The 26,673-nt window shown below is 63.9% G+C and carries 24 protein-coding genes; 22 read left to right on the top strand and 2 right to left on the bottom strand.

Features of this window, described 5'->3' with window-relative positions:
* The first annotated feature begins 155 nt into the window (after positions 1-155).
* Complete coding sequence (locus QA640_RS27050) at positions 156-296, top strand: hypothetical protein (RefSeq protein ID WP_283035942.1); 141 nt, start codon at positions 156-158, stop codon at positions 294-296.
* 74 nt (positions 297-370) lie between these two features.
* On the opposite strand, the gene QA640_RS27055 is transcribed toward QA640_RS27050, so the two are convergent.
* Positions 371-1,363, bottom strand: a complete 993-nt coding sequence (locus QA640_RS27055; protein ID WP_283035943.1) for a GlxA family transcriptional regulator — start codon at positions 1,361-1,363, stop codon at positions 371-373.
* A gap of 81 nt (positions 1,364-1,444) precedes the next feature.
* Between QA640_RS27055 and QA640_RS27060 the strand changes: the two genes are divergently transcribed.
* The 7 genes from QA640_RS27060 (at position 1,445) to QA640_RS27090 (ending at position 9,923) form a co-directional block, all read left to right on the top strand.
* Positions 1,445-2,698, top strand: a complete 1,254-nt coding sequence (locus QA640_RS27060) for a sarcosine oxidase subunit beta family protein (RefSeq protein WP_283035944.1) — start codon at positions 1,445-1,447, stop codon at positions 2,696-2,698.
* Positions 2,699-2,707: 9 nt separating this feature from the next.
* Positions 2,708-3,010, top strand: coding sequence for a sarcosine oxidase subunit delta (locus QA640_RS27065; RefSeq protein WP_283035945.1), 303 nt, complete (start codon positions 2,708-2,710; stop codon positions 3,008-3,010).
* Complete coding sequence (locus QA640_RS27070; protein ID WP_283035946.1) at positions 3,007-6,006, top strand: sarcosine oxidase subunit alpha; 3,000 nt, start codon at positions 3,007-3,009, stop codon at positions 6,004-6,006. Before QA640_RS27065 ends, QA640_RS27070 begins: the two co-directional genes overlap by 4 nt.
* Before the next feature lie 11 nt (positions 6,007-6,017).
* Entirely contained in the window at positions 6,018-6,542 is a 525-nt protein-coding gene (locus QA640_RS27075) for a sarcosine oxidase subunit gamma family protein (RefSeq protein WP_283035947.1), read from the top strand.
* A 17-nt stretch (positions 6,543-6,559) separates the two neighbouring features.
* The gene (glyA, locus tag QA640_RS27080) at positions 6,560-7,828 is read left to right on the top strand and encodes a serine hydroxymethyltransferase (protein ID WP_283035948.1); all 1,269 of its coding nucleotides are present in this window, start codon (positions 6,560-6,562) and stop codon (positions 7,826-7,828) included.
* Between the two features lie 66 nt (positions 7,829-7,894).
* Entirely contained in the window at positions 7,895-9,289 is a 1,395-nt protein-coding gene (locus tag QA640_RS27085) for an L-serine ammonia-lyase (protein WP_283035949.1), read from the top strand.
* Positions 9,290-9,413: 124 nt separating this feature from the next.
* Positions 9,414-9,923 carry a prolyl-tRNA synthetase associated domain-containing protein gene (locus tag QA640_RS27090; protein WP_283035950.1) on the top strand — a complete coding sequence of 170 codons (510 nt, stop codon included), beginning with the start codon at positions 9,414-9,416 and terminating at the stop codon, positions 9,921-9,923.
* A 263-nt stretch (positions 9,924-10,186) separates the two neighbouring features.
* On the opposite strand, the gene QA640_RS27095 is transcribed toward QA640_RS27090, so the two are convergent.
* On the bottom strand, positions 10,187-11,107 hold the full coding sequence (locus QA640_RS27095; RefSeq protein WP_283035951.1) for a LysR substrate-binding domain-containing protein: 921 nt from the start codon (positions 11,105-11,107) through the stop codon (positions 10,187-10,189).
* Between the two features lie 97 nt (positions 11,108-11,204).
* Between QA640_RS27095 and QA640_RS27100 the strand changes: the two genes are divergently transcribed.
* The 14 genes from QA640_RS27100 (at position 11,205) to QA640_RS27165 (ending at position 26,670) form a co-directional block, all read left to right on the top strand.
* Entirely contained in the window at positions 11,205-11,981 is a 777-nt protein-coding gene (locus QA640_RS27100) for an ABC transporter ATP-binding protein (RefSeq protein WP_283035952.1), read from the top strand.
* Positions 11,978-12,700, top strand: a complete 723-nt coding sequence (locus QA640_RS27105) for an ABC transporter ATP-binding protein (RefSeq protein WP_283035953.1) — start codon at positions 11,978-11,980, stop codon at positions 12,698-12,700. The genes QA640_RS27100 and QA640_RS27105 overlap by 4 nt, the downstream gene beginning before the upstream one ends.
* Position 12,701: 1 nt before the next feature.
* Entirely contained in the window at positions 12,702-13,616 is a 915-nt protein-coding gene (locus tag QA640_RS27110; protein ID WP_283035954.1) for a branched-chain amino acid ABC transporter permease, read from the top strand.
* 4 nt (positions 13,617-13,620) lie between these two features.
* Positions 13,621-14,694 (top strand): branched-chain amino acid ABC transporter permease, encoded by a 1,074-nt coding sequence (locus QA640_RS27115; RefSeq protein WP_283035955.1) that lies wholly within the window; start codon positions 13,621-13,623, stop codon positions 14,692-14,694.
* A 30-nt stretch (positions 14,695-14,724) separates the two neighbouring features.
* The gene (locus tag QA640_RS27120) at positions 14,725-15,912 is read left to right on the top strand and encodes an ABC transporter substrate-binding protein (protein WP_283035956.1); all 1,188 of its coding nucleotides are present in this window, start codon (positions 14,725-14,727) and stop codon (positions 15,910-15,912) included.
* Positions 15,913-16,001: 89 nt separating this feature from the next.
* Entirely contained in the window at positions 16,002-16,730 is a 729-nt protein-coding gene (pxpA, locus tag QA640_RS27125) for a 5-oxoprolinase subunit PxpA (protein WP_283035957.1), read from the top strand.
* A gap of 26 nt (positions 16,731-16,756) precedes the next feature.
* Positions 16,757-16,999, top strand: coding sequence for an acetyl-CoA carboxylase (locus QA640_RS27130; RefSeq protein WP_283035958.1), 243 nt, complete (start codon positions 16,757-16,759; stop codon positions 16,997-16,999).
* Positions 17,000-17,015: 16 nt separating this feature from the next.
* Complete coding sequence (locus tag QA640_RS27135; RefSeq protein WP_283035959.1) at positions 17,016-18,410, top strand: acetyl-CoA carboxylase biotin carboxylase subunit; 1,395 nt, start codon at positions 17,016-17,018, stop codon at positions 18,408-18,410.
* Positions 18,411-18,453: 43 nt separating this feature from the next.
* The gene (locus QA640_RS27140; protein WP_283035960.1) at positions 18,454-19,329 is read left to right on the top strand and encodes an allophanate hydrolase subunit 1; all 876 of its coding nucleotides are present in this window, start codon (positions 18,454-18,456) and stop codon (positions 19,327-19,329) included.
* Positions 19,319-20,296: a biotin-dependent carboxyltransferase family protein gene (locus tag QA640_RS27145; RefSeq protein WP_283035961.1), complete on the top strand. Its 978-nt coding sequence runs from the start codon at positions 19,319-19,321 to the stop codon at positions 20,294-20,296. Before QA640_RS27140 ends, QA640_RS27145 begins: the two co-directional genes overlap by 11 nt.
* 189 nt (positions 20,297-20,485) lie before the next feature.
* Positions 20,486-21,451, top strand: a complete 966-nt coding sequence (locus tag QA640_RS27150; RefSeq protein ID WP_283042908.1) for a LysR family transcriptional regulator — start codon at positions 20,486-20,488, stop codon at positions 21,449-21,451.
* 106 nt (positions 21,452-21,557) lie between these two features.
* Positions 21,558-22,517, top strand: coding sequence for a helix-turn-helix domain-containing protein (locus QA640_RS27155; protein WP_283035962.1), 960 nt, complete (start codon positions 21,558-21,560; stop codon positions 22,515-22,517).
* A gap of 169 nt (positions 22,518-22,686) precedes the next feature.
* Positions 22,687-24,711, top strand: a complete 2,025-nt coding sequence (locus QA640_RS27160; RefSeq protein WP_349253753.1) for a hydantoinase/oxoprolinase family protein — start codon at positions 22,687-22,689, stop codon at positions 24,709-24,711.
* A gap of 3 nt (positions 24,712-24,714) precedes the next feature.
* Entirely contained in the window at positions 24,715-26,670 is a 1,956-nt protein-coding gene (locus QA640_RS27165) for a hydantoinase B/oxoprolinase family protein (RefSeq protein ID WP_283035964.1), read from the top strand.
* Positions 26,671-26,673: the final 3 nt, after the last annotated feature.

Below are 26,673 nucleotides of genomic sequence, written 5' to 3' on the forward strand. Positions count from 1 at the left end.
GCTCGAACCGCAGATTGTGCATGCTGGTCAGCAGCCCTTCGGGGCAATGCCCACATTAATGACGGTGCCGTACGCTTGCGGAGAATTCGTCAAGCATGAGTCATTTGCGAGGGCCGTCCGCCTGAACGCCGTCGCCGATCGCTCTCGACAATTATGTGGTGTGCCAAGTGCTGGCCGACGACGCGGGGCGTATCGTCAACATTTCCACCGACATCACCTCGATCGGCTACAGTGGCCTATTCCTCTATGCCACAGCAGTCGTCACCGAGAACACCGAGTGGATGGGCAACGGCTAGTTGACACCCGCTCAGACACCGATTGCAGCCGCCTTCGAAACGCCTGTGCTGACGATCGCCGGTCGCAGCGCCAATTAGCGGGCTGGGCTCCCCATCCGCCGAAACGCGTCCGGCGTCATCCCTTCGGCGGCCCGAAATACACGAATGAGGTGGGGCAGATCGCAAAAGCCGGTGTCTGCCGCGATCTGGGTCGCCGACCGTCCGGTCGTTTTCAGCAGGTGCTTCGCTTGCTCGACCCGGATCAGCCGGTCCGCCTCGAGTGGCGTCATGGCCAGAGTCTCGCGAAAATGCCGTTCGAGCTTGCGCCGGCTCACGCCGAGCCGCTCCACCACTCGTCCGATCGAAAGGGGGGCGTCGATCGACTGTTGCATCAAAAGCAGGGCCTTGCGCACCAACGGGTCTTCGGCCGCAAGCGCCAGCGGCATGCCCGGTTGTGGCTCCTCCGCCGCCATCGCGTGATCGATGATCATGATGTGAAGGCTCTTCGCCGCTCGCGCGCGCCCGAGATGGCGCTCGACGATGAAGGCGGCGAGATGGGCGGAGGACACCCCGCCCGAGCAGGTAAGCCGGTCGCGATCGACGACAAAAATCTGGTCCGAGACCGGCTCGAGGCCGTCGAAGCGCTCTACGAAGTCCTCGTGGTGGAACCAGCTGACGCAAGCGCGATATCCTTGCATCAATCCCGCCTGGTGGAGGATAAAGGCGCCCGTGCAGACTCCGACGAGCGGCACCCCGAGGGCTGCTGCACGTCTGAGGAAGCTCACCGTGTCGGGATGCAGATTCTCGACCTCGTCGACCAGGCCGCCGACGACCACGAGATAATCGAATCGCGTCGGGTCGCCCAGACGCTCCTCCGGCTGGACGGCGATGCCGCAGCTCGAGGTGATCGCCTCCATGGTCGGCGACAGGACGCGCCACGCGCAAAGAATAGGCCGTGAACGATCGCCCTCGTCCGCCGACAACCTCAAGACGTCGACGAAGGTCGCGAACGCGCACAGCGTGAACCGCCGCGCAAGGATGAATCCGACCGTCAGTTTTGCCAAATCCGGCCTCCGTGTCGCTAGCATACAGCATTTCTGGCGGATTCATACAACCAAGCTTTGCTTAATTCCGGCATTCAGTTCGACAATATATTTCGGGAGACAAGCATGACGCACTTCTCCTTCGCCCAGGTCATCAAGGGCGCGCTGACGGGCCAGAAGAGCTGGACGCCGCAGTGGCCGGATGCCCAACCGAAGGCCGCCTACGACGTGGTGATCGTCGGTGCCGGCGGACACGGCCTTGGTGCGGCCTACTATCTGGCGAAGGAGCATGGGATCACCAATGTCGCGGTAATCGACAAGGGCTGGCTCGGGGGTGGCAACACGGGCCGCAACACCACCATCATCCGTTCGAACTACCTTTACGACGAGAGCGCCCGTCTCTATGACCACGCGCTCGATATCTGGGAGACGCTGTCCCAGGATCTGAACTACAACGTCATGTACTCCAAGCGCGGCGTGATGATGCTCGCGCACAACGTTCACGATATCCAATCCTTCCAGCGCCACGTCCATTCGAACCGCCTGAATGGCGTCGACAACCAGTGGCTGACTGCGAAGGAGGCGAAGCTCTTCTGCCCGCCGCTCGATATTTCGCCTTCTGCCCGTTACCCGGTCGTTGGAGCAGCGCTGCAACGCCGCGCGGGCACGGCGCGGCACGACGCTGTTGCCTGGGGTTACGCCCGCGGCGCCGCCGCGCGCGGCGTCGACATCATCCAAAACTGCCCCGTGACGGCGATCCGGCGTGGCCCTGACGGGCGGGTAACTGGCGTCGAGACGGCGAAAGGGTTCATCGGCGCGAAGAAGGTCGCGGTCTCCGCCGCAGGTCACACTTCGGTCGTGATGGACACAGCCGGCGTTCGGCTGCCGCTCGAATCCTACCCGTTGCAGGCCCTGGTCTCCGAGCCTGTGAAGCCGATCTTTCCGTGCGTCGTGATGTCGAACTCGGTGCATGCCTATATCAGCCAGTCCGACAAGGGCGAGCTCGTCATCGGTTCCGGCACCGACCAGTATGTGAGCTATTCCCAGCGGGGCGGCCTGCCGCTGATCGAGCACACGTTGGCGGCGATCTGTGAGATCTTCCCAATCTTCCGGCGCATGCGAATGCTACGGAAGTGGGGTGGCATCGTCGATGTGACACCCGACCGTTCGCCGATCATCGGCAAGACGCCCGTGCCCGGCCTCTATGTCAATTGCGGTTGGGGCACCGGCGGTTTCAAGGCGACGCCAGGCTCGGCGCACGTCTTCGCCCATACCATCGCCCGCGACCAGCCACACCCGATCAACGCCCCATTCACGCTCGAGCGTTTCACCACCGGCCGGCTGATCGATGAGGCGGCCGCTGCCGCCGTCGCGCACTGAGGTCTTGCCATGCTGCTGATCCGTTGTCCCTACTGCGAGCAGGAGCTGCCCGAGCTCGAGTTCGCCTATGCCGGCGAAGCCCACATCGCGCGGCCGCAGGATCCTTCGAAGCTTACGGATGAGGAATGGCGCGACTTCCTCTTCATCCGCTCGAACCCTCGAGGCGTCCATTTCGAGCGCTGGCGCCACATCAACGGCTGCGGCCGATACTTCAACGCGGCGCGCGAGACCGTCTCCGACCGCTTCCTCATCACCTACAAGGCGGGCGAGCCCCGTCCCGACATTTCCGGCCTGACGGGAGGCGCCGAATGACCAGTTACCGCCTTCCGAACCGCGGCCGCGTTGATCACAACAAGACCGTCCGCTTCACATTCGATGGTAAGTCATACGATGGGCTCGCCGGCGACACCCTTGCGTCAGCACTGCTCGCGAATGGCGTGCACCTGATGGGCCGCTCGTTCAAGTATCACCGCCCCCGCGGCGTGGTCTCGGCCGGGTCGGACGAGCCGAACGCGCTGATGGGCACCAGCCGTGGCCCGGGCCGCTTCGAGCCGAACACCCGAGCGACCATCCAGGAACTTCGCGACGGCCTTGAGGCCACAAGCCAGAACCGCTGGCCCAGCCTCGCCTTCGATCTCGGCTCGGTCAACGATCGCCTGGGCTCTCTCTTTTCCGCGGGCTTCTACTACAAGACCTTCATGTGGCCCCGCGCCTTCTGGGATCGTGTCTACGAACCCATCATCCGCAACGCCGCGGGCCTCGGCGTTTCCCCGACCGAACCTGACGCCGACCGCTACGCCAGCCGCTTCGCTCACACCGATGTGCTCGTCATCGGCGCCGGCCCAGCTGGCCTTGCCGCGGCGCTCGCCGCCGGCCGCTCCGGCGCGTCCGTCATGATCGTCGACGAGACCACGGAGTGCGGCGGCAGCCTCCTGTCTGAACCCTCAATCACGATCGACGGCAAGCCGAGCTGGAACTGGCTCGCAGCCGCCATCACCGAGCTCGCCTCCCTCCCGAACGTCACCGTGATGACCCGGACGACGGCGATTGGCTACTACCACCAAAACCTCGTCGGGCTCGCGCAGCGCTTGACCGACCATCTTGCCGCCCCACCCAACGGCGCCCCCCGCGAGCGTCTCTGGCGCGTCCGTGCGCGCGAGGTGGTGCTTGCCCAGGGAGCCCTGGAGAAGCCTCTGATCTTCGACGGAAATGACCGCCCGGGCGTGATGCTCGCCGGCGCCGCCCAGACCTACCTCCACCGCTACGGCGTCAAGGTCGGCGACCGACCTGCCATCGTCACTGCGCACGACTCGGCGTGGTTCGCTGCCTTCGACCTCGCAGAGGCTGGCGCCAAGGTCGTGGCGGTTGTCGACGTCCGCCCGACCGTCGACCGGGCTCTCACCGACCGGGCTCGTGCCCTCGGAATTGAGACCCTACTCGGCCACACCGTTACGAGCACGTCCGGCCGCCTGCGAGTCAAGTCGCTGCGCGTCAATAGGCTGGAGAGCGGCAAGGTGGGTGCGCCGCGCAGCCTCTCCTGCGATGCGGTGCTGATGTGCGGCGGTTGGACGCCAAGCCTTCACCTCTTCAGCCACACCAAGGGCAGCCTTTCCTGGGACGACAAGCTCAAGGCGTTCCTGCCGGGCAAGAAGACCGAGGCTGTCCACATCGCCGGCGCCGGCCGTGGGCTCTGGGGCATTGCCGCCGCGCTCAACGACGGCGCGACCGCAGGCGCGCAAGCCGCCCGCGCCATCGGCCGCGACGCGAGCGCACAGGCTTACGCCGCCGCCGCCGACCGCACCGGCCGGGGCGTCACGCTCAAGGAGCTTTCGACCGATCGCAACCCTGCAACAGCGAAGGCCTTCATCGACTTCCAGAACGACGTCACTGCCAAGGACATCCGCCTCGCGGTCCGCGAGGGCATGCGCTCGATCGAGCACGTCAAGCGCTACACGACGAATGGAATGGCGACCGACCAGGGCAAGATGTCGAACATCAACGGCCTGATGATCGCTTCCGACGCGCTCGGCAAGGAGCCGCCGCAGGTCGGCCTCACCACCTTCCGGCCCCCCTACACGCCGACAACCTTTGGCACCTTCGCGGGGTACCATCAGGGCTCGACCTTCGAGCTCACGCGCAAGACTCCGATCGACCCCTGGGCGGAGGCTCACGGCGCCGCCTTTGAGCCCGTCGCTCTCTGGCGTCGCGCCTGGTACTTCCCGAAATCGGGCGAGGATATGCACGCCGCCGTCGGCCGCGAATGCCGCGCGACCCGCGCCTCCGTCGGTATCTTTGATGCCTCGACGCTGGGGAAGATCGAGGTTGTCGGCCCGGATGCCGTCACGTTCATGGAACGTATGTACACCAACGCCTGGGCGAAGCTCGGGGTCGGAAGGTGCCGCTACGGCCTGCTGCTCGGCGAGGATGGCTTCATCCGCGACGACGGCGTCATCGGCCGGCTGGCAGCGGACCGCTTCCACGTCACTACGACGACCGGCGGAGCGGCACGCGTGCTCAATATGATGGAGGACTACCTCCAGACCGAATGGCCTGACCTCAAGGTCTGGCTCACTTCCACAACCGAGCAGTGGGCGGTCATCGCTCTGCAGGGGCCGAACGCCCGCAAGCTGCTCGAGCCCTTCGTGGAGGGCCTCGACCTTTCCGAGGCGTCCTTCCCGCACATGTCGGTAGCGACCTGCAAGGTCGCGGGCTTTCCGGCGCGGCTCTTCCGCGTCTCCTTCACCGGGGAGCTCGGCTTCGAGGTCAACGTTCCCGCCCGTCACGGCCGCGCGCTGTGGGAAAAGCTCTGGGAAGCCGGGCAGCAGTACAACATCTGTCCGTACGGCACCGAGACGATGCACGTGCTCCGCGCGGAAAAGGGGTACATCATCGTCGGCCAGGACACCGACGGCACGCTGACCCCCGACGACGCCGGCCTCAACTGGGCGATTGGCAAGGCCAAACCCGATTTCGTTGGCAAGCGCTCGCTTTCCCGCCCGGACATGGTGGCGAAGGGCCGCAAGCAGCTCGTCGGCCTGCTGACCGATGACCCGAAGATCGTGCTGCAGGAAGGGGCCCAGATCGTCGCGGATCCGAATCAGCCGAAGCCGATGACCATGCTCGGCCACGTCACGTCCGCCTACTGGAGCGAGGCACTCGGCCGCTCGATCGCGCTTGCGGTCATCGCAGACGGTCGCGCCCGCGACGGCCAGACGCTGCACATCCCCATTCCGGACCGCACAATCACGGCCCGGGTCATCAAGAACACGGTCTTCTACGACCCCGAAGGCAAGCGCCTCAGCGCCTGAGAGGAAACGCCATGAACATCATGACTGCCTCGCTCGCCCCGGCGACGATTACCGAACTGCCGCCGACCGCGCGGATCTCGCTGCGCACCGCCGACCCTGCGGACGTTGGCGCCGCCCTCGGCCTCGAGTTCCCGGCAAAGGTCGGCGTCCGCGCCGCCGCGGGCGCCCGCACCGTGCTCTGCCTCGGCCCCGACGAATGGGTTCTCGAGGCGCCGGAGGCGGAAGGCGCGATGCTTGCCACGGCCCTCGCCGACCTCGCGGCGCGGATGCCGCTCAGCGCCGTTGAGATTTCCGACCGTGAGTTGACGTTGGGCCTCGCTGGCCCTGCTGTTCTCGACCTGCTTGCCACCGGCTGCGCACGCGACCTCGCGCAGATGCCGGTCGGCTCCGGCGCCCGGACCATATTCGATACCGCTCAAGTGGTGCTGACCCGCGAGGGTGAGGACTGCTTTCATCTGACGGTCTGGCGGTCATTTGCCCCCCATGTCCGAGCCCTCCTCGACATCGCCGCACGCGAGCTCGCTGTCGGCCTCTGAACCATAAAGGAACCGTCATGAGTAACACGCCAGCATCCCGCCTCTCCGACGAATCCGTCGCGGCCGCCATCGTCCGCGAGCTCGGCCGCCAGCAGAATCAGATCGAGCTGATCGCCTCGGAAAACATCGTCTCCCGCGATGTGCTGATCGCTCAAGGGTCGGTCCTGACCGACAAGTATGCCGAGGGCTATCCCGGCAAGCGCTACTACGGCGGCTGCGAATTTGTCGACGAGGTCGAGACCATCGCCCTCGACCGCGTGAAGCAACTGTTCGGCGCAGCCTTCGCAAATGTTCAGCCACACTCCGGCGCCCAGGCCAACCAGGCCGTCTTCCTTGCGCTCCTCCAACCCGGGGACCGCATCATGGGCATGTCCCTCGCACACGGAGGCCATCTCACCCACGGGTCGCCCGTCACCATGTCCGGCAAATGGTTCGACGTCGTCGACTATCAGGTTCACGAGTCTGATCAGTTGATCGACATGGACGCCGTCCGCGCGCGCGCGCTCGAGACGCGGCCGAAGCTCATCGTGGCCGGCGCCTCGGCTTACCCGCGCAAAATCGACTTCGCGCGCTTCCGGGCTATCGCCGACGAAGTCGGTGCCTTTCTCATGGTCGACATGGCGCACTATGCCGGTCTGATCGCGGCCGGCCTTTACCCCAATCCGGTGCCGCACGCCCACGTCACCACCTCGACCACCCACAAGACCCTGCGCGGCCCGCGCGGCGGCATCATCCTGACCAACGACGCGGAGCTCGCAAAAAAGGTCAACTCCGCCGTCTTCCCCGGCAACCAGGGGGGCCCGCTGATGCACGTGATCGCCGCCAAGGCGGTCGCCTTCGGCGAGGCGCTGCAGCCGTCATTCCGCGATTACGCCGCAAGCATCATCGCCAATGCCCGAGCGCTCGCTGCGGCGCTGAAGGCCGGTGGTCTCGACATTGTCTCCGGGGGCACCGACTGCCACATGGTGCTTGTCGACCTGCGCCCGAAGGGGGTGAAGGGTCGCGACGCCGAGCGCGCGCTGGAACGTGCAGGGCTGACGTGCAACAAGAACGCCATTCCGTTCGATCCAGAGAAGCCGTTCGTCACCTCTGGCGTTCGACTGGGTACCTCTGCCGGCACGACCCGTGGCTTTAGGGAGGCTGAGTTCATCCGCGTCGGCGAATTGTCGCTGAGGGTTGTCGACGCCCTCGCAACCAACGGGCCACAAGGCGACGCGACGGTCGAGGCCGAGGTGCTGGCCGAGGTCCATCGGCTTTGCGCCGCTCATCCGATTTACGTCGGCTGAAGTTCTCCATCGTTCCCCGGCGCCGCGGGCTGTAGAGGCACGGCGCCAGCGCCCTGCGATAATCCGATGTTCCTGAGCGTCTTCGATATCTTCAAGATCGGCGTTGGCCCCTCGAGCTCGCACACGATGGGGCCGATGCTTGCAGCAGCACGGTTCCTCGACGCTCTGCGCGAGGGCAGCGGTCGCGCTTCCGGTTCGGGACACCCCGCCCGGCTGGAGGCATCGTTGCACGGTAGCCTCGCCTTCACCGGCAAGGGCCACGCCACCGACCGCGCTGTTGTCCTCGGCTTTCTCGGCTTTCGCCCAGAAACCCTCGATCCCGATGAGGCCGTGCGCCGCGAGGCAACTCTCAGGGCGACAGGCCAGATCGAAGTCCCCGGCCTCGGCCTGCTGCTCTTCGATCCCGACAACGGCGTCATCTTCGACTATGGTCCCCCGCTGCCGGGCCACGCCAACGGCATGGTCTTGCGCGCCTTCGACGCCGCCGGCAATCTTCACCTGGCCGAGACTTATTATTCAATCGGCGGCGGCTTCGTCTTGACCGAGCACGAGATGAAGGGCGCGAGCCTGAGGGGGCACGACGCCAAGACCACCCGCCCCTACCCCTTCGCAACTGCTGCCGAAATGCTGGCAATGGGCGAGGCTTCGGGCCTGCCCATCGCTGCGATGAAGCGCGCGAATGAGACGGCGGGCGGGCGCTCGACCCTCGACGCCGACCTCGACCGCTTGTGGGCGGTGATGGACGACTGCATCGATCGCGGCCTCGCAGGCGATGGCACCCTCCCTGGAGGTCTCAAGGTCCGTCGCCGCGCCAGGGCCATTCACCAGGCGCTGCTTGCCGAGCGTGGCAGCAACACGATCCAACCGCATACGGTCAACGACTGGCTGTCGATCTACGCGATGGCGGTGAACGAGGAGAATGCCGCTGGCGGCCGAGTTGTCACAGCCCCCACCAACGGCGCCGCCGGCGTGGTGCCCGCAGTTATCCGCTACTACCGCGACCATTGCGTCGGCGCGTCTCAGCAAGGCATCCGCGACTTCCTGCTGACCGCCGCCGCCGTCGGCGGAATCATCAAGACCAACGCCTCGATCTCCGGCGCTGAGGTCGGTTGCCAGGGCGAGGTCGGCTCCGCCGCCGCCATGGCCGCAGCCGGCCTCTGTGCCGCGCTCGGCGGGACAAACGCCCAGGTCGAGAACGCCGCCGAGATCGCGCTCGAACATCACCTCGGCATGACCTGCGATCCGGCACGCGGCCTCGTCCAGGTGCCTTGTATCGAGCGCAATGGTCTCGGCGCCATCAAGGCGGTCGCGGCCGCGTCGCTCGCGCTTCGCGGCGACGGCACCCACGTCGTGCCCCTCGATGCCTGCATCGAGACCATGCGCCAGACTGGAATCGACATGAGCGCGAAGTATAAGGAAACTTCGACCGGCGGCCTCGCCGTCAATCTTCCGGAGTGCTGATATGGCGGATCGCTCCTCGATCCAGACCTCGGCCACGCTCCCCAAGACGGATAGCTGCACTACCGGACATTTCTTTGTACGATGTGTGAAACGGAACTGAACTGGACTGCTTGAGATGCCACCTATGACCGAGAGTGACGCGCTTTTGGCGTATCTGAAAAATAACGGGATCAAAGCCCACACATTCCAACACCTTGCCGTTCACACGGTCGAAGAATCGAAGTCTCTCCGTGGAGACATACCGGGCCTGCACACCAAGAACCTATTTCTTCGTGATGTGAAGAAGAACTACTATCTCTTTGTGACGGATGAGGACGCGACCATAAATCTCAAGCAGCTGGCCCGAAGGATCGGAGCGAAAGGCGGCTTGTCGTTCGGTTCGCCGGACGCTTTGCTGGAAATGCTTGGCATACGCCCTGGTGCCGTTTCTGTTCTAGCCATCGTGAATGACGAACAAGGTCGCGTTAAGCTTGTGCTCGATCGCAAGCTAACCAATACGACAGCAATCAATTGCCACCCGCTTAGCAACGAACGCACCACGTCTCTCTCTCAAGAGGCCTTTGCGAAGTTCCTTGCTACGACCGGCCGCGAGGCAGTCTACATTGAGACGGACGAAGAGGCGCCTCGGTCCTGAGGTTGTGGCGAATGGCGCATGATCGTCATTGACCGCGTCCTCCGCAAGGTGCGCATGATCGATGAGATCCTCGATACGGAGACCAGCATCATGCTGAGTTCGATCTGAGGATCGCGTCCCTTTCAGCTGTATGCCTCTTCGCCGATGACCAGGCCCTCTCCGCCACGAGGACCGCCTCGGCGATCTGCCGCCTGATGTGCCCGTACAACAGCGCCGAACCACACCCAAAAGCGCGTCACTTCGTTGCAGGGCCGAGCGGGTCGCTAGTCGAATTGGACCGGCTCAGATCCGGGATAGGAATGAGCGACGAACTCGCAGAATGCGCGAGCCGCCGGAGAAAACTTCGCCTTGCTCTTCCAAGCAAGCCCAACATCCATGGTGTGGACATCGTCATCCAGCGTCTTGAGATCGATGCGATGTCCCTCGAGCGACCAGGGACGATAGACCATGTCCGACAGGATGGTGATTCCCATGCCGGTCGCAACCATGCTGCGAACGGCCTCGACCGACAAAGTGCGGAAGATAACGTTTGGAACGTGCGTCGTGCGCTGCCAGTAACGCATTGCGGAGCGTTCGGCTTCGTCGACGGTCAACATCAGATAGGGTTCGCTCGTCAGATCCGCCAGCTTGATGCTGTCTTTCCGGAGGAGCGGATGATTGGCGCAAGTCCACAAGCGACGCGGCGAACGCAGCAACAGGCGCGAGCGAATGGAATGCCGGTCATGCAGGTTCGAGACGAGCATGACCGCCGCATCGACGCTGCCGCTGATCAGACTCTGCTCGATCGCTTCGCGCTGAAATTCGTGCAGACGTACCGTTATGCCTGGAAAGGAACGCCAGAAGCGAGACAACAGCGGCGGCAAGAAATATCCGGCGACAGTATAGCTGACGGCCACGTCGACTGTGCCGTCAACCTGCGTTCCCCAGCGATGCGGACCGCGCATCGCATCTGACACACTCGCCTCGATCGCGCGGGCGCGTTGCAAAAACTCCTGTCCGTCGAAAGTCAGCGTGACGCCGTTCGAGTGCCGGTCGAACAGCTTGCGGCCGAGCTCGGCTTCCAGCGCCTTGATCGAGGCCGTAACCGCCGACTGCGTCACATTCAGAGCGGCCGCGGCCGCCGAAACGCGTCCGCTTTCGGCCGTGGCGATGAAATGCCGAACCTGACGGAACGTCAGAGACATCAAAATTTCCGATATCAGCGAACGATATTTCGAATTTTACAATCGCCCGGTGGAACGGAAAAATCAATCCATCGGTTCGCAGTGAGAAGGCCTTGAGATGATGTCCGGTGGCTTGGAATTGGTCGCACGCGATGTCAGCGTCCAATTCGAAGGCTTGAAAGCATTGTCCGGTGTTACGCTGGCCGTACCGCGGGGACGCATCACTGGACTAATCGGCCCAAATGGCGCCGGCAAAACCACCCTTATCAATGTCCTGACAGGCTTCCAGCCGGTCGGCGCCGGCATCGTTGAGCTGGAAGGCGAGCCGCTCAGCGGCACTGCGGCGCACAAGCTGCGACGCAAAGGTGTGGCGCGAACCTTCCAGTCTGGACGACTTTTCCGCGACCTGCCGGTGGTGGACAACCTGGAGGTGACCGGCGTCGGCCTCGGCCAGGCCCGTCGCGACGCGATCACGGAGGCCGAGCGCGTCATGGCCTGGCTCGGCATTTCACATCTGGCCAATACCATCGCGGGTGCCCTGCCCTACACGGACGAGCGGCGTGTCGCCATCGGCCGTGCCATCATGTGCACGCCGCGCTATCTGCTGCTCGACGAGCCCGCCGCGGGCATGTCCGAACATGAAAGCCACGATCTGGCCGCCATCATCCGGCGGATCGCGGATGAGCTCAACGTCGGCGTGCTCCTGATCGAGCACAATATCGGCCTCGTTCTCGAACTCTGCGAGCGCATCTTCGTCCTCGATTCCGGCGAAATCATCGAAGTCGGTGAACCCGCAGCGATCCGCGACAGCGATGCCGTGCGACACGCCTATATGGGCACGCAGCGTGACGAGTTGATTCCGCCAATCGTCGCTGAAGAGGCGGTCGCGTCATGACACTGCTCGCCGTCGACGACATCACCGTCAGCTACGGCCGCTTGACGGCCCTGCGTGGGGTCACGCTGAAAATCGACGAAGGCGAGGTTTTGTTCGTGACTGGTCCGAACGGCGCCGGCAAGTCAACCCTGCTCAATGCGATCGCGGGCGTCGTGCCGGCGGGCTCGGGCTCCATCATGATCGACGGTGCGAAGGTCACGGGCACCTCGCCGGAAGACATCGCCCGACGTGGATTTTCGTTGGTGCCGGAGGGGCGCAACGTCTTCGGCGCGCTCACGATCGAGGAGAATCTCAAGGTCGGCACCGGCATGCGGCGCGACCGGAAGAAGACCGCCGACGATCTGGAGTCCGTCTACGAGGAATTCCCGATGCTGGCCGAGCGTCGTCACACCCCGGCCGGCATGCTCTCCGGCGGCCAGCAGCAGATGCTCGTCATCGGTCGCGCACTGATGGCCGCGCCGCGCATTATGGCGATCGACGAGCCGTCGCTCGGCCTCGCGCCAAAGATCATCGACCAAGTCTACGAGATACTGGTACGGCTGCGGGCACAGCGCAAGCTCACGCTCCTGATCGTCGAGCAAAGCTCGACGCGCGCCATGATGACCGGTGGAAGGATGGTCCTGATCCGCGGCGGTCGCATCGTCCTGGAGGGTGCCGCCGCCGACATGATCAGGGACGATCGCCTGAAGCAGGCCTATTTCGGCTTCGGAGATCACTGAGATGACGGAGGTCCTGCAGATCGTCTTCGACGCGCTGAGCCTCGGCAGCCTTTACGCCCTGGGTGCGCTCGGCATCGCCCTGATCTTCGGCGTCATGCGGCTTGTCAACTTTGCCCATGGCGATTTCATCGCCTTCTGCGTGTTTGCAATGCTGTGGCCCTCGGTCGACGCGGCAGCGATCGTGTTTGTCGGCCAACTGCCGTTCTACCTGCTGATCCCGCTTCTGCTCATGATCGGCGCGGTACTGTCGATCCTGTCCGAGATCATCGTCTTCCGTCGTTTCCGCAACACTAATCCGGCGACGATGATGATCGCCTCCTTCGCGCTCGGCTTCGTCATCCGGCATCTCCTCTTGATGCTGTATTCGAGCCGGCCCAAATCGATCACGCTGTGGCCGAGCCTCGGCCTGCCGGTCGAACTCCTCGGCGCCCACATCCCGATGCTCCAGGTCGTGACCATCATCATAACGCTTGTCGTGCTGATCGTACTCGTCCTGTTCCTCAAGCAAACGCGCTATGGGCTGGAGATGCGCGCGGCGGCCGAGAATTTCACCATGGCCCGCATGCTCGGGGTCCGTGCCAATGGGGTGATCCTGCTGGCCTTCGCCATCAGCGGCATGATGGCCGCGGCGATCGGCCTGATCCTGGCCACCAACTCCGGCACTGCCGATATCGGCATGGGCGCCAACGTGATGCTGATCGCCTTCATCGCGACCGTGATCGGTGGCCTCGGCAGCATCCCCGGCGCCGTTGCTGCCGGCTTCCTGATCGGCGCGGCGAGCGTCGTGTTCCAGGCGACCTTGCCGCACGACGCCCGCGTGTTCCGCGACGCCTTCGTCTACGGCGCAGTCATCGTCGTGCTCCTGGTGCGGCCCCAGGGGCTGTTCGCACCGAAATCCGCCAAGCAGAGAGTTTGATCGAATGTCGAAGCGGCCATCCGTCATCCGGCAGACGATCGTGACACCGACCATCCTGATCATCGCGCTGCTCATCATGGCCGCCCTTACCTATCAATTCGGCAGCCGCGCCTTCAATCGCACCGCGGTCGAGATGTTCATCAACGTCATGGTCGTAGTCGGCCTCTACGTCTTCGTCGGCAATTCGGGCCTGCTGTCGTTCGGCCATATCAGCTTCATGTGCCTCGGCGCCTACATGACCGCCTGGCTCGCCATCCCACCAGTGATGAAGTCGATCACGCTCAAGGGATTGCCGACCTGGCTGCTGCATACCCAACTGCCCATGTGGGCGGCAACCCCGATCTCGGGCGCGTTCGCGGCGCTGTTCGCGCTGATCATTGGCCGCATCATCATGCGCCTGTCGGGCATAGCCGCCTCGATCGCGACTTTCGGCCTGCTCGGCGTCGTCAACAACGTCTATTCGAACTGGGACTCGGTGACGGGCGGACAGGGCTCGATCGTCGGCATTCCGCCGACCATGAATGTCTGGATCGGGTGGCTCGGTGCGGCAATTGCCATCGCAATCGCCTATCTCTATTCGATCTCGCGCTCGGGGCTTGCGCTCCGCGCCACGCGCGACGAGGCGGTCGCGGCGAGCGCCTCCGGCATCGACATAGTCCGCGAGCGGCTCATCGCCTTCGTCGTCAGCGCCTTCATCATTGGGCTCGCCGGCGCGCTTTATGCGCACTTCCTGAGCATCGTCAATCCAGGCGCATTCTATCTGCGTACGACCTTCGTCACACTGTCGATGCTGGTGGTCGGCGGCATGTACAGCCTCAGTGGGGCCGTCTCGGGCGTGGTCCTGATGTCAGTGCTGATCGAGCTGTTTCGCAATCTCGAGAAGGGCATCAGCCTCAACGGCCACACCGTCGCATTGCCGAACGGCGTCCAGGAGATCGCGATCGGCATCATCACCATCGTCATCCTGATGTACTTGCCCACGGGACTGACCCGCAACCAGGAATTCTCCTGGCGCGGATGGCCGTTACAGCGGCGTCTGGCGCGCCCCGTCCAGACGGCGCTGAAGGAACTGAACTGATGTTCGTTTGCTCAATTGGAGGAGTGGCTCATGCGTTTGAAGACAGTAATTGGCATTCTGGCCGGAGCGTCCGCGCTCTGGTTCACGCCCGCCCAGGCGGCCGACGAGATCGTCGTCGGCTTTGCGACCGCGGCATCCGGATTCATGCAGGCCTATGACAAGCCGGCGCAGGATGCAGCCCTGATCCGGATCGACGAGATCAACAAGGCCGGCGGCCTGCTCGGTAAGAAGATCAAGCCCGTCTTCGCCGACACCAAGACCGACCAGGCCGAAGGCGCCAAAGCCGGTCTTGGGGTGCTCGACCAGGGAGCCGACCTCGTCATCGTCTCCTGCGATTACGATTTCGGCGCACCCGCGGCGCTCCAGGCGCAAGCCGCCGGCAAAGTCTCCTTCTTCCTCTGCGCGGAGTCGATCAAGGCCGGTATTCCCGGCGTCGGCCCCTTCTCGTTCTCAGCTTCGGTGCTGGCGGCCGTACAAGGCGCCACCATGGCGGAATGGGCCTATACCAAGAAAGATGCGCGCAGTTTCTACCGGCTGCTCGATAGCTGGACCGTCTACAACAAGGGCATCTGCGACGGCTTCGACTGGCAGATGCCGCACCTGAAGGAGGCCAAGCTCGTTGGCAGCGACACTTTCAAGAACGATGACGCCTCCATCGCCTCGCAGATCACGCGCATCAAGAGCCTGCCAAGGGAACCCGACGCCATCATGCTCTGCACGATGATGCCGGGCGCCGTTTCCGCCATCAAGCAGATCCGCGCCGCCGGCATCAAGTCGATGATCCTGAACGGCTCGGGCGTCGACGGCAGCTACTGGCTGAACGCCACACCGGATCTATCGAACTTCTACGTTCCGGTGCAGGGCTCGGTCTACGGCGACGATCCCAATCCGAAGGTCAACGAGTTCAACAAGAAGTACAAGGAATTCACCGGAGGCGATCCGTCCAGCCAGTACGTCTATCCCGGCTACGTCCTGATCGACGTCTGGGCCAAGGCGGTCGAGCGCGCCAAATCGACAGACGCAGCACCGGTCGTGGCCGAGCTAGAGAAGATGAACAACGAGCCCACTCTGTTCGGGCCGCGCACCTTCACCAAGGACATCCACCACCAGAACCAGGGTCGTTACTTGATCGTCGACACCGAGGCTGGCAAGCCGCGCGTGGTCGATCAGTGGACGATCTCGGAGAAGATTCCGCTCGACTATCTGGTGTCCAAGTAAGCCGGCAATGCGCCGTCCGGGGTACGCCAGTCGCGCCCCCGGACGGCGTTGCTTCTTCGTCTGCAAAGTCGTTGGGAGGAAATGGAGAGATGGTCGTAATCAACTGCGACATGGGCGAGGCCTACGGCCTCTACAAGATGGGCGACGATAAAGCACTGATGCCCCATATCGACGTCGCCAACGTCGCTTGCGGCTTTCATGCCTCCGACTTCAATCACATGCGCAAGACAGTGCAACTCGCCAAGGAGTTCAGCGTGAAGGTCGGCGCGCACCCCTCGCTGCCGGACTTGCAGGGTTTTGGCCGCAGGGAGATGAAGATCAGCCGCGAGGAGCTGGTCAACTGCCTGCTCTATCAGATCGGTGCGCTCAAGGCGTTCCTTGACGCCGAGGGCATGGCCCTCAACCACATCAAGCCGCACGGCGCGCTCTATGGCATGGCGTCGCGCAACGAGGAGATCGCCGAAGCCGTAGCCGATGCCGCCGACGTCTACAAGGTGCCCCTGCTCGGCATGAAGGGAACGCTGCATCAAAGGGTTTATGAGCGGCGCGGCCACATCTTTGTCGCCGAATATTACGCCGATCTCGACTACAACGCCGACGGCAGTCTCATCATCACCCGCGAGCATGAAGCCAAGGATCCAGTCGACGCCGCGAGCCGCTGCGCAAGGGCCGTGAACGAGGGCAAGACACGCTCGGTGGCCGGGAACGACATCACGGTCGGCGCGGATTCGATCTGCATCCATTCCGACACGCCGAACGCGGTCGCGATCGCAGAGGCCGTTCGCGAGGCGGTTCGCCCCTATCTCACTGCGCGCTGAGCCAGCGCGCCAACAACGAGGAACCCATGGCACCCCAACAGATCTTCTCGCCGCTTCCGGGCATCTTCTATCGCAGGCCCGCTCCCGACAAGCCGGTCTACAAGAACGACGGTGACCCGGTTGCCGATAGCGACACGATCGGGCTGATCGAGGTGATGAAGTCGTTTAACGAGGTGAAGGCTGGCGCCGCGGGCAAGATCCTGCGTTTCCTCGCCGAGAATGAGGAGCCCGTGATGGCCGGCCAGCCGATCGCCGAAATCGACGTTTGAGGCTCACCGCATCTCCATGGCGATCAAAAAGCTCCTCATAGCCAATCGCGGCGAAATCGCGGTGCGCATCATCCGCGCCGCGCGCGAGCTCGGCATTGTGACCGTCCAGGTCTACAGCAAGGCCGACAAGGATTCGCTCGCCGTCAGGCTCGCCGACGAGTCGATCGAGATCGGACCGCCCCAGGCGTCCAAATCCTATCTCAACCAGGCCGTCATCCTCGATGCAGCCAAGAATGTCGGCGCGGACGCCATTCATCCCGGCTACGGCTTCCTGGCAGAGAATGCCGAGTTCGCGGCGGCCGTCGAAGCGGCGGCGTTGATCTTCGTCGGCCCGACCGCGCAATCGATCCGGCTGATGGGCGACAAAGTCGCCGCGCGCGAGGCAGCGGCTTCCGCTGGCGTCCCGACCGTCCCCGGCAGTCAAGGTCGCCTGGAGTCGGCAGAGGCCGCCTTCGCGCTGGTCGACAAGACCGGCTTCCCCGTGATGATCAAGGCGGCGGCCGGCGGCGGCGGACGTGGCATCCGGATCGCCCGTTCGGCAGACGAGTTTCATCGTTTGATGCCGCAGGCGCAGGCCGAGGCGCTCGCCGCCTTCGGGGATGGCGGGCTCTACGTCGAGAAGCTGATCGAAGGCGCACGGCACATCGAGGTGCAGGTGCTCGGCGACGGGCACGACGTCATCCATTGCTTCGAGCGCGAATGCTCGTTGCAGCGTCGCCGCCAGAAGGTCTGGGAAGAAGCCCCCTCGCCTTCGCTGGCTCCAGCCGTCCGCGAAAAGCTTTGTGTCTCTGCTGTCGCGCTGGCCAAGGCAGTCAACTATCGCGGCGCCGGAACGCTCGAATATCTCTACGACGACAGAACGCACGAATTCTATTTCCTGGAGATGAATACCCGCATCCAGGTCGAGCATCCCGTGACGGAGATGATTACCGGCATCGACCTCGTGTGCGAGATGATCCGGATCGCCGGCGGCGAGCGCCTGCGCGTTCGCCAGGACGAGGTGCGCGTGAGCGGCCATTCCATCGAAGTGCGCATCAATGCCGAGGATCCCGCGAGGAACTTCCTGCCGAACCCGGGAACCGTCAACGCGCTCAGCGTGCCCGGCGGCGACGGCGTGCGCTTCGACAGCATGCTCTATCAGGGCTACGCGGTCCCGCCCTTCTACGACAGCCTGCTCGGCAAGCTGATCGTGCACGACAAGGACCGGCCGGGCGCAATCCGAAAGCTCGAACGCGCCCTTGCCGAGCTCAACGTCGAGGGGCTCGCAACGACGAAGCCGCTACATCAGGCACTTGCGCGTGATGCCGACGTGCAGGCCGGACGCTTTCACACCGCCTGGCTCGAGCCATGGCTGGAATCCCATGCCGCGACGCTTGGGGCACCGTTACCGACCGCAAAGGTTGGCTCATGATCGCGAGAGAACCCGCCCCGTCAACAACAGGAGGCCGCTAGTCATGCAAACCCGATTTTCCTTCGGCGGCGACGAGCACATCTTCGCCGAAGTCGGCGAAGCGATGTCGCTGGAGGCATTTTTCAAAAGCCTCTTCGTCACCAATGCGGTGCGCGACGCCAAGATCAAGGGCGTGATCGAGATCTGTCCGGCAAATGCGTCCTACCAGGTCAAGTTCGACCCTGATCAGATCAAGCCCGACGATCTCCTCGCCGAACTCAAGCGGCTGGATACGGGGTCGGAAAAGTCCGAGCCGGTGATCAAGACCCGGATCATCGAGATCCCCGTGCTCTACAACGATCCCTGGACGCGCGAAACCTTGATGCGCTTCCGCGAGCGCCATCAGGATCCGAACGGGACCGATCTCGAATACGCCGCGCGCATCAACGGGCTCGAGAGCGTCGATGCCTTCATCAAGGCGCATTCGAGCGCTCCATGGTTCGTTTCGATGGTTGGCTTCGTCGCCGGCCTGCCCTTCCTCTACCAGATGGTGGAGCGCAACCGGCAGCTTCAGGCGCCGAAATATCTGCGGCCCCGCACGGACACGCCGAAGCTCACCGTCGGGCACGGTGGGTGCTTCAGTTGCATCTATTCAGTGCGCGGTGCTGGCGGCTACCAGATGTTCGGCATCACGCCGATGCCGATCTACGATCCCAATCAGAAGATCAGCTACCTGCGCGACTTCATGTGCCTGTTCAGACCCGGCGACATCGTGAAGTGGAAGCCGATCGACAGAGCAGCCTATGACGCGGCGGTCGCCGACGTCGATGCCGGCCGCTTCGCGCCGGTCATCCGCGACGTCTCGTTCTCGCTGACCGATTTCAACCGCGACATTGATGCCTATAACCGCAAGCTCGATGGAGTCCTCCATGGCCATTAAGGTTTTGAAGCCGGGTCTTGCGACCACCGTCCAGGACCTCGGGCGTCCCGGCTACTATCACATCGGCATCCCGCTATCCGGCGGCATGGACCGTCACGCGCTCGCGGCGGCCAATTTGCTCGTCGGCAACCCGGAAGGTGCGGCCGTGCTCGAAGCCGTGTTCATGGGGCCAGAGCTCGAATTCACCGAGGACGCGACGGTGGCGATCACCGGCGCCGAGCTGCCACCAAAGCTCGATGGCGAACCGCGCGAGACATGGACCAGCTTCAAGGTGAGACGTGGCCAGATCCTCTCGTTCGATTTCCTCAAGCAGGGCGCGCGCGGCTACATCGCGGTCGCCGGTGGCATCGATGTTCCCGTCGTTCTCGGCTCGCGCTCGACCTATGCGCTTGGCGCGCTCGGCGGCTTCAACGGACGAAAGCTCGAAGCCGGCGACGAACTGCCGGTCGGCAAGGCCGTAGCGGCGGTGAAAGATGGCCGCACGGTCGCGAAGGACCTGCGCGGCCAGCCGGCCGGGGTGCCCACAGAACTGCGCGCCATGCCGGGCCTCTACTGGCACCGCATCACCGAGGCTGCCGGAAACGGCTTTTTCTCCGACACATGGAAGGTCGCCCCGGAAGCGGATCGCATCGGCTACCGTTTCAAGGGCGGCAAATCGCTCGAATTCGTTCCGCGCGAGCCGCCGTTCGGCGCCGGCTCCGATCCGTCCAACATCACCGATGCCTGCTATCCCTACGGCTCGATCCAGGTGCCCGGTGGCACCGAGCCGATCGTGTTGCATCGTGACGCAGTCTCGGGCGGTGGATATTTCATGGTCGGCACCGTCATTGCCGCGGACATGGATTTGATCGGCCAGCTTCAGCCCAACACGCCGGTAAAATTCGTCAAGGTCGGCATGGATCAGGCGCTTGCCGCCCGCAAGAACCGGGCGGAGCTGCTGGGCAAGCTCCGGACAGCCTTGGCGTAGCTGCCCTAGGTCCGCACGATCTGTCGGCACCCCGACCGCACGGGTCGGGGCGAATAGGTGTGTTTGCGCCTCACATCTGCGCCGGACGGCCGTCCTGCCAAACTTCCTCGAGCGGCACGAGAGTTGCAGCGGACACGTTGGGGCCGAAAAGCACCAGACATGAGCTATGCAAACATCGGAACGACCGCGATGTCCGTTTCTCTGAAACAGATCCGCTATTTCATCGCCGCTGCCGAGACCGGACGTATCGGTCAGGCGGCCATTGACCTCAACGTCTCGCAGTCGGCCGTGACAGCGGCGATCCAGCAGCTCGAAGCGACCGTTTGCGCGCGCCTCCTCGAGCGCACGCCGAACGGCGTGACGGTTATACTGGAAGGCAGTCGCTTCCTGTCCCAGGGCCGCCAGATTCTTGCTGCGGTCTCCGAAGCGGTGCGCAGTACGCATATGTCCGCAGGCCCGCTGTTCGGGACGTTGCGCATCGGCGTCACCTACACGGTGTCCGGCTATTTCCTGCCGCGTCACCAGATGCGTTTCCGGGCGAGCTTTCCCGGCATCACCATCGAGCTGTTCGAGGCCCCGCGCGACGTGCTCGAACGTGCGCTCGTCGACGGCGCGCTCGATCTCGCGGTCATGCTGGTCTCCAACCTCCGTGACAATGCCATGCTCGTCAGCGAGACCTTGTTGCGCTCGCCGCGCCGGCTGTGGCTTGCGCCTGAACACCCACTGACCCGCGCGGAGCGGGTCCATCTCGCGGAGATCGCTGCCTATCCTTACGTCATGCTCACCGTCGACGAGGCCAAGCACACCTCGATGCGCTATTGGACCCATGCGGCGCTCGAACCGAAAACCGTCTTCCGCACCTCCTCGGTCGAAGCGGTGCGCTCCATGGTTGCAGGCGGCATGGGTATCGCCATTCTGTGCGACCTGATCTACCGGCCCTGGTCGCTGGAAGGGCAACGGATCGAGACCCGCGTCATCGAGGATGAGGTTCCCAGCATGGACGTGGGCCTCGCCTGGCGGCGCGACACCAAACTGTCGGAAGCCGCCAGGGCGTTCCTCGATTTCATGCGCTTTGCGGTTGCCGGCGTCGGTCCGGCCAGGCCGCCGGTCAGCCTCGACCATCGGCACCGGCCCGAGGAGGCGATCGAAATCTAAGATATCTGTTTCCGTTTTATTCGACTTGACGCCGTCCGGCTGCCCTCGTCACACTTGTGCGGGGACACGACGGACGGGAGACACAGCCGGCGGCGGGGAGTGAGACATGCAAGTCAACTACACGACCACTGACATTCCATTGCAAGCCCGGCGTCAGTACTGGCAGGACGTCGTGTCCAGGACTTATTTCTCGCTTGACCTTCGTTTTCCGAGTCGCAGCGACTTCAACGCCAGCCTCGGCGCCTGGTCCATGGGGCCAGTCTCCGTATCCCGAAACATCGCGAACGGCCTGCTCTACAAGCGTCATGAACGGCATCTCCAGAATGAGCGGGAAGAATCCTTCCTGATTACCGTGCCTGAGCTTGCCGAGATCCGCTTCGAGCAAGATGGCAAGGATGTGCGCTGCCGGCCTGGCGCCTTCGTGATCGAGCGCAGCCATCTGCCTTACGAATTCAGCCACCATGATCCTGCGGCGCTCTGGGTGCTGAAGATCCCGAGCGCCGTGCTGCGCGCCCGCATCACGCGCCCCGAACGTCTCGCCACGCTGCAATTCGATGCCAGTCGCAGCGTCGGCGCGCTGTTCGTCGACACGCTGCGGCTTGCCGGCGAGCGTATCGGCGAGATGGACGAGACGGCACGCACGATGATGGGCAAGCATCTCATCGAGCTCCTGGCGATGGCCATCGAGGCTGACGACCGCGTGCTGACCGGCCACTCTTCGTCCGTGCGCAACGGCCATCTGCATCGCTGCGAGCATTTCATCCGCGGTCGCCTCGACGACATGCGGCTCACGCCCCAGATGATTGCCGACGGCTGCGGCATCTCGCTTCGATATCTGCACCAGATTTTCGAGGGCGAAGGAATGACCGTCTGCGCCTATATCCGCAACCAGCGCCTTTCGATGTGCGATGCCCTGCTGCGCGATCCCAATTGCCGCAAGAGCATTTCGGAAATCGCCTATCAATGGGGCTTTGCCGACCAGGCACAATTCAGCCGCAACTATCGCAGCCGGTTCGGTCGTACACCGAGCGAAGCGCGAACGACTTCACGCACCTCCAATTCCTGAAAAAACGTCACCTGACGTCCGAATGACCGATTCTTAGGCAATCCGCCGGCGGTCCGAGCACACGTGCCCGTCGCTCTCTCGCACAAATCTTCCTGCGCTCAGCGTCAAGAAGGCAAGCCGCCGATCTGCCTATGATTGGCGAAACGCTTGTTCGAAAGGAAGACGCATGGTGCAGACCCTTCGTGTGGCCGTCGATGTCGGCGGCACCTTTACCGACATCTGCATCATGGATGAGACGACCGGCCTCATCCGGATCGAGAAGACATCATCCACACGCGATCCCATCGAAGGCATCATGGGCGGCGTGTCCAAGGCGGGAATCGATCTGTCCAAGGTCGCCTTGTTCTCGCACGGCACCACGGTCGCCACCAACGCGCTGATCACGCGCCGCTTACCCCGCACCGCCTTGGTGACGACCAAAGGCTTTCGCGACGTCATCGAGATTCGTCGCGCCAACAAGGAAGATCTTTGGGACACCTACAAGGACGTCGTCAAACCGTATGTTCCAAGGCGCGACCGCCTGACCGTGCCCGAACGGGTCGACGCCGGTGGCAAGGTAATCGAGCCACTCGACGTCGAGGCCGCGCGCAGCGTCGCACGCATCCTCAAGCGCCGGGGCGTAGCGGCGGTCGCGGTGTGCTTCATGAACGCCTATCTCAACGGCGCCAATGAGCGCGCCATGCGCGACATCCTGCTTGCGGAAATGCCCGACGTCCCGGTCTCGATCTCCTCACAGGTGCTTCCTGAAATCTTCGAGCACGAGCGGTTTTCGACGACGGTTGCCAATGCCGTCGTGAGTCCGGTGGTCGTGAACTATACGAGCCGGCTCGGCGATCGGCTCGCTCATGAAGGCTACTCCCGTGATCTCTTGTTGCTTCACACCGGCGGCGGCGTGATGACGCCGGCCAGCGTGAAGGATTTCGCCGCGCGTCTCGCCGGCTCCGGCATTGCCGCTGGCGCCATAGCCAGCCGCTACGTCGCCGGCCTCTGCGGCTTCCCCAATTCGATCGGCCTCGACATGGGCGGCACCTCGACCGACGTGTCGCTGGCCTATGAGGGGCAGTCGCGCATCACCAAGGACTGGCATATCGAGTTCGGCTATCCGATCCGCTTTGCCTCGATCGAGGTGCTCACCATCGGCGCCGGCGGCGGGTCGCTGGCCTGGACCGATCCGGCCGGCTCCTTGCGCAACGGCCCGCAGTCGGCCGGCGCCTACCCCGGACCGGCCTGCTACGGCAACGGCAACACCCAGCCGACCAACACGGATGCCAACGTCACGCTGGGCCGGCTCGGCACCAGCCTCGCCGGCGGCAAGGTGAAGCTCGACCCCGCACTGGCCGAACGGGCGGTCGAGGATGGCGTTGCAAAGCCGTTCGGCCTCGGTCTGCACGAGGCAGCGGACGCGATCGTCAAGGTGGCCAACGCCAACATGTCGGATGCGGTCCGGTTGATCTCGATCAGCCGCGGCTACGATCCACGCGACTTCGCGCTGGTGGCTTTTGGCGGAGCCGGCGCCCTGCACGGGGTCGACGTCGCACGTGAGCTCGCGATCCCCGTCGTGATCGTGCCGCCCAATCCTGGCGTGACTTCGGCGCTTGGTTGCCTGCTGGTCGACATGCAGCACGATTTCTCGCAGAGCTGCATGGTCGATGCCTCCGACGCCAACGCCGTCGACATCGAGGCGCAGTTCGCTGAGCTGGAGAAGGACGCTCTCGCGCGACTCACCCATGAGGGCGTCGACCAGAAGGACATCGTGCTGCAGCGCTCGATCGACATGATGTATCGCGGCCAGTGGCGCTCGCTCGCCGTCAACGCACCGCGCCCGATCGGTGCGATCGCCGAACTCGTGCAGAGATTCCATGCCGAGCATCAGCGCGAATACAATTTCCGCCGCGACAGCGCGCCGGTCAGCTTCTTCCGCCTCAATCTGAAGGCGGTGGGCATCGTTCCCAAGGCCGAATTTGCCGTCCACGAACCGACCGGCGTCATCCCTGAGCCGGTCGGCCGCCGCAGGGTCTGGTTCGACGGCAACGGACTCGACACCCCCGTCTACGAGCGCGACGACCTCCCCTGCGGCTTCTCGTTCCAAGGGCCTGCGATCATCGAGCAGGTCGATGCGACCACCGTCGTGCCGCCCGGCGCCAGCGCCGAGGTCGACAAATATCTCAACATCATCATCCGCGTGAAGGAGTGAACCATGGCCGGAGATCTCCCGCTCGACCCCGTGACCTTCGAGGTTCTCAAGAACTCCTTCATCACCAGCGTCGACCAGATGGGCGAGCAGGTGCTGCGGACCTGCTACTCCTTTGTGATCTATAACCGTGATTTCTCGAGCGCGCTGCACGACGCCAAGGGCGAATGTGCGGCCCAGGGCAATCAGGATATCGCGGTCCACGTCGGCACGCTGCACTTTACCTGCCAGGACGTCATGCGCCATTTCGAAGGCGACATGCATGAAGGCGACGTCTTCGCCATCAACGATCCCTATGCCGGTGGCACGCACTTTTCCGACGTCCGTCTGATCCGCCCGATCTTCGCCGACGGCAAGATCATCGCCTTCAGCCAGTCCAACGGACACTGGTCGGATGTCGGTGGCAGCGTGCCCGGCTCGTTCGACGTCGCCGCGCGCGAAATGTTCCGCGAGGGGCTGCGCATCACGCCGATCCGCCTGTTCGATAAGAACGGTCTCAAGAAAGACGTCGCGCATCTCATCGCCTCCAACACGCGCGACCCCGCCTCGATCATCGGCGACATCCAGGCCCAGGCGGAAGCAACAGCGGTCTGCGGGCGCGAGATCCTGCGTCTCGTCACTAAATATGGCCGCGATACCGTCGAGACCGGACTTGCCGCCGTGCAGGATTATGTCGAGCGTTCGGCGCGCCAGCGTATCGCGGCGCTGCCCGACGGCGAATGGGAGACGGTCGACTTCATCGACCGCGATCCGGCCGGCGGCGAAGGAATGATCCCGATCCGCATCAAGATGACGATCAAGGGCGACCGTGCGATTTACGACTTCAGCGGCAGCCATCCCACCATCGGCTCGATCTACAACTCGGCGTTCGGCTCGACATTCTCGGCCGTTGCGGCCGGCATGAAGACGTTCTTCCCCGACCTGCCGCTGAACTCCGGCTTCTACCGCTGCTTCGAGATCATTGCGCCCGAGGGCTCGATCGTCGATGCCAGATGGCCGATCGCGGTCACCGGCTTCCTGATGCCGTTCGAGAAGATCATGAACTCGATCTACGAGATGTGGTCGAAGCTGATGCCCGAACGGGGCCTCGCCTGCGCCTTCAATCTCGAATATCTGCTCACCGGCGGCCTCGATGCGCGCAGCTCCGACAAGCCGATCTTCATGTTCTACGACTGGCTTCCGGGCGGCTGGGGCGGCCGCAACGGCAAGGACGGCAGCAACGTCACCACGGCCTGCTTCGGCACCGGGCTTATGTCGCAACCGGTCGAAGGCCAGGAACGCGCCAATCCGATCCTGACCACCGAATGCGAGATCCTCAAAGACTCCCCCGGCCCCGGCAAATGGCGCGGTGGCGCCGGCGTGGTGAAGACGTCGCGCATGCTCCAGGCCGAAAAGACTGTCATCTCCTACATCTGCGACCGCGAGCGGGCCGTGGTCTGGGGCATCGAAGGCGGCCTGCCCTCCATGCCGCACGGCCTGACCTTGAAGCGCGCGGGCAGCAAGGCCGAGGAGCGGCTCGGCTCGATCTTCTCCGACGTTCCGATCGGCGAAGGCGATATCTTCTCGCGCCCGACCGCCGGCGGCGGCGGGTTCGGCGATCCACTCGAACGCGACCCGAACCTCGTGATCGAGGATATCAAGGACGACTACGTCTCGGTCGAACGCGCGGCCAAGGATTATGGCGTCATCGTTCACACGATCGATGCAGAGCTTTGCAGCTACGAGGTCGACAAGGTCGCTACCGATGCCCTGCGCGCGAAGATCAGGGCCGAGCGCGTCGCCAATGTCCGGCTGGACCCGCAAGTCGTGGCGGAACGCTATCGCAGCGGCGCGATCGACGCGTTCGACGTGATCCGCAAGCACGCGGTGATCCTCGACTGGGGGACCGGAGAGTTGCTTCCCGAATCCACACGCCAGTTCCGCGACGTATTCGAGCGACGCTCGGTCGCGATGTGGACCTGACCA

Source organism: Bradyrhizobium sp. CB82 (assembly GCF_029714405.1).
Taxonomy (GTDB): domain Bacteria; phylum Pseudomonadota; class Alphaproteobacteria; order Rhizobiales; family Xanthobacteraceae; genus Bradyrhizobium.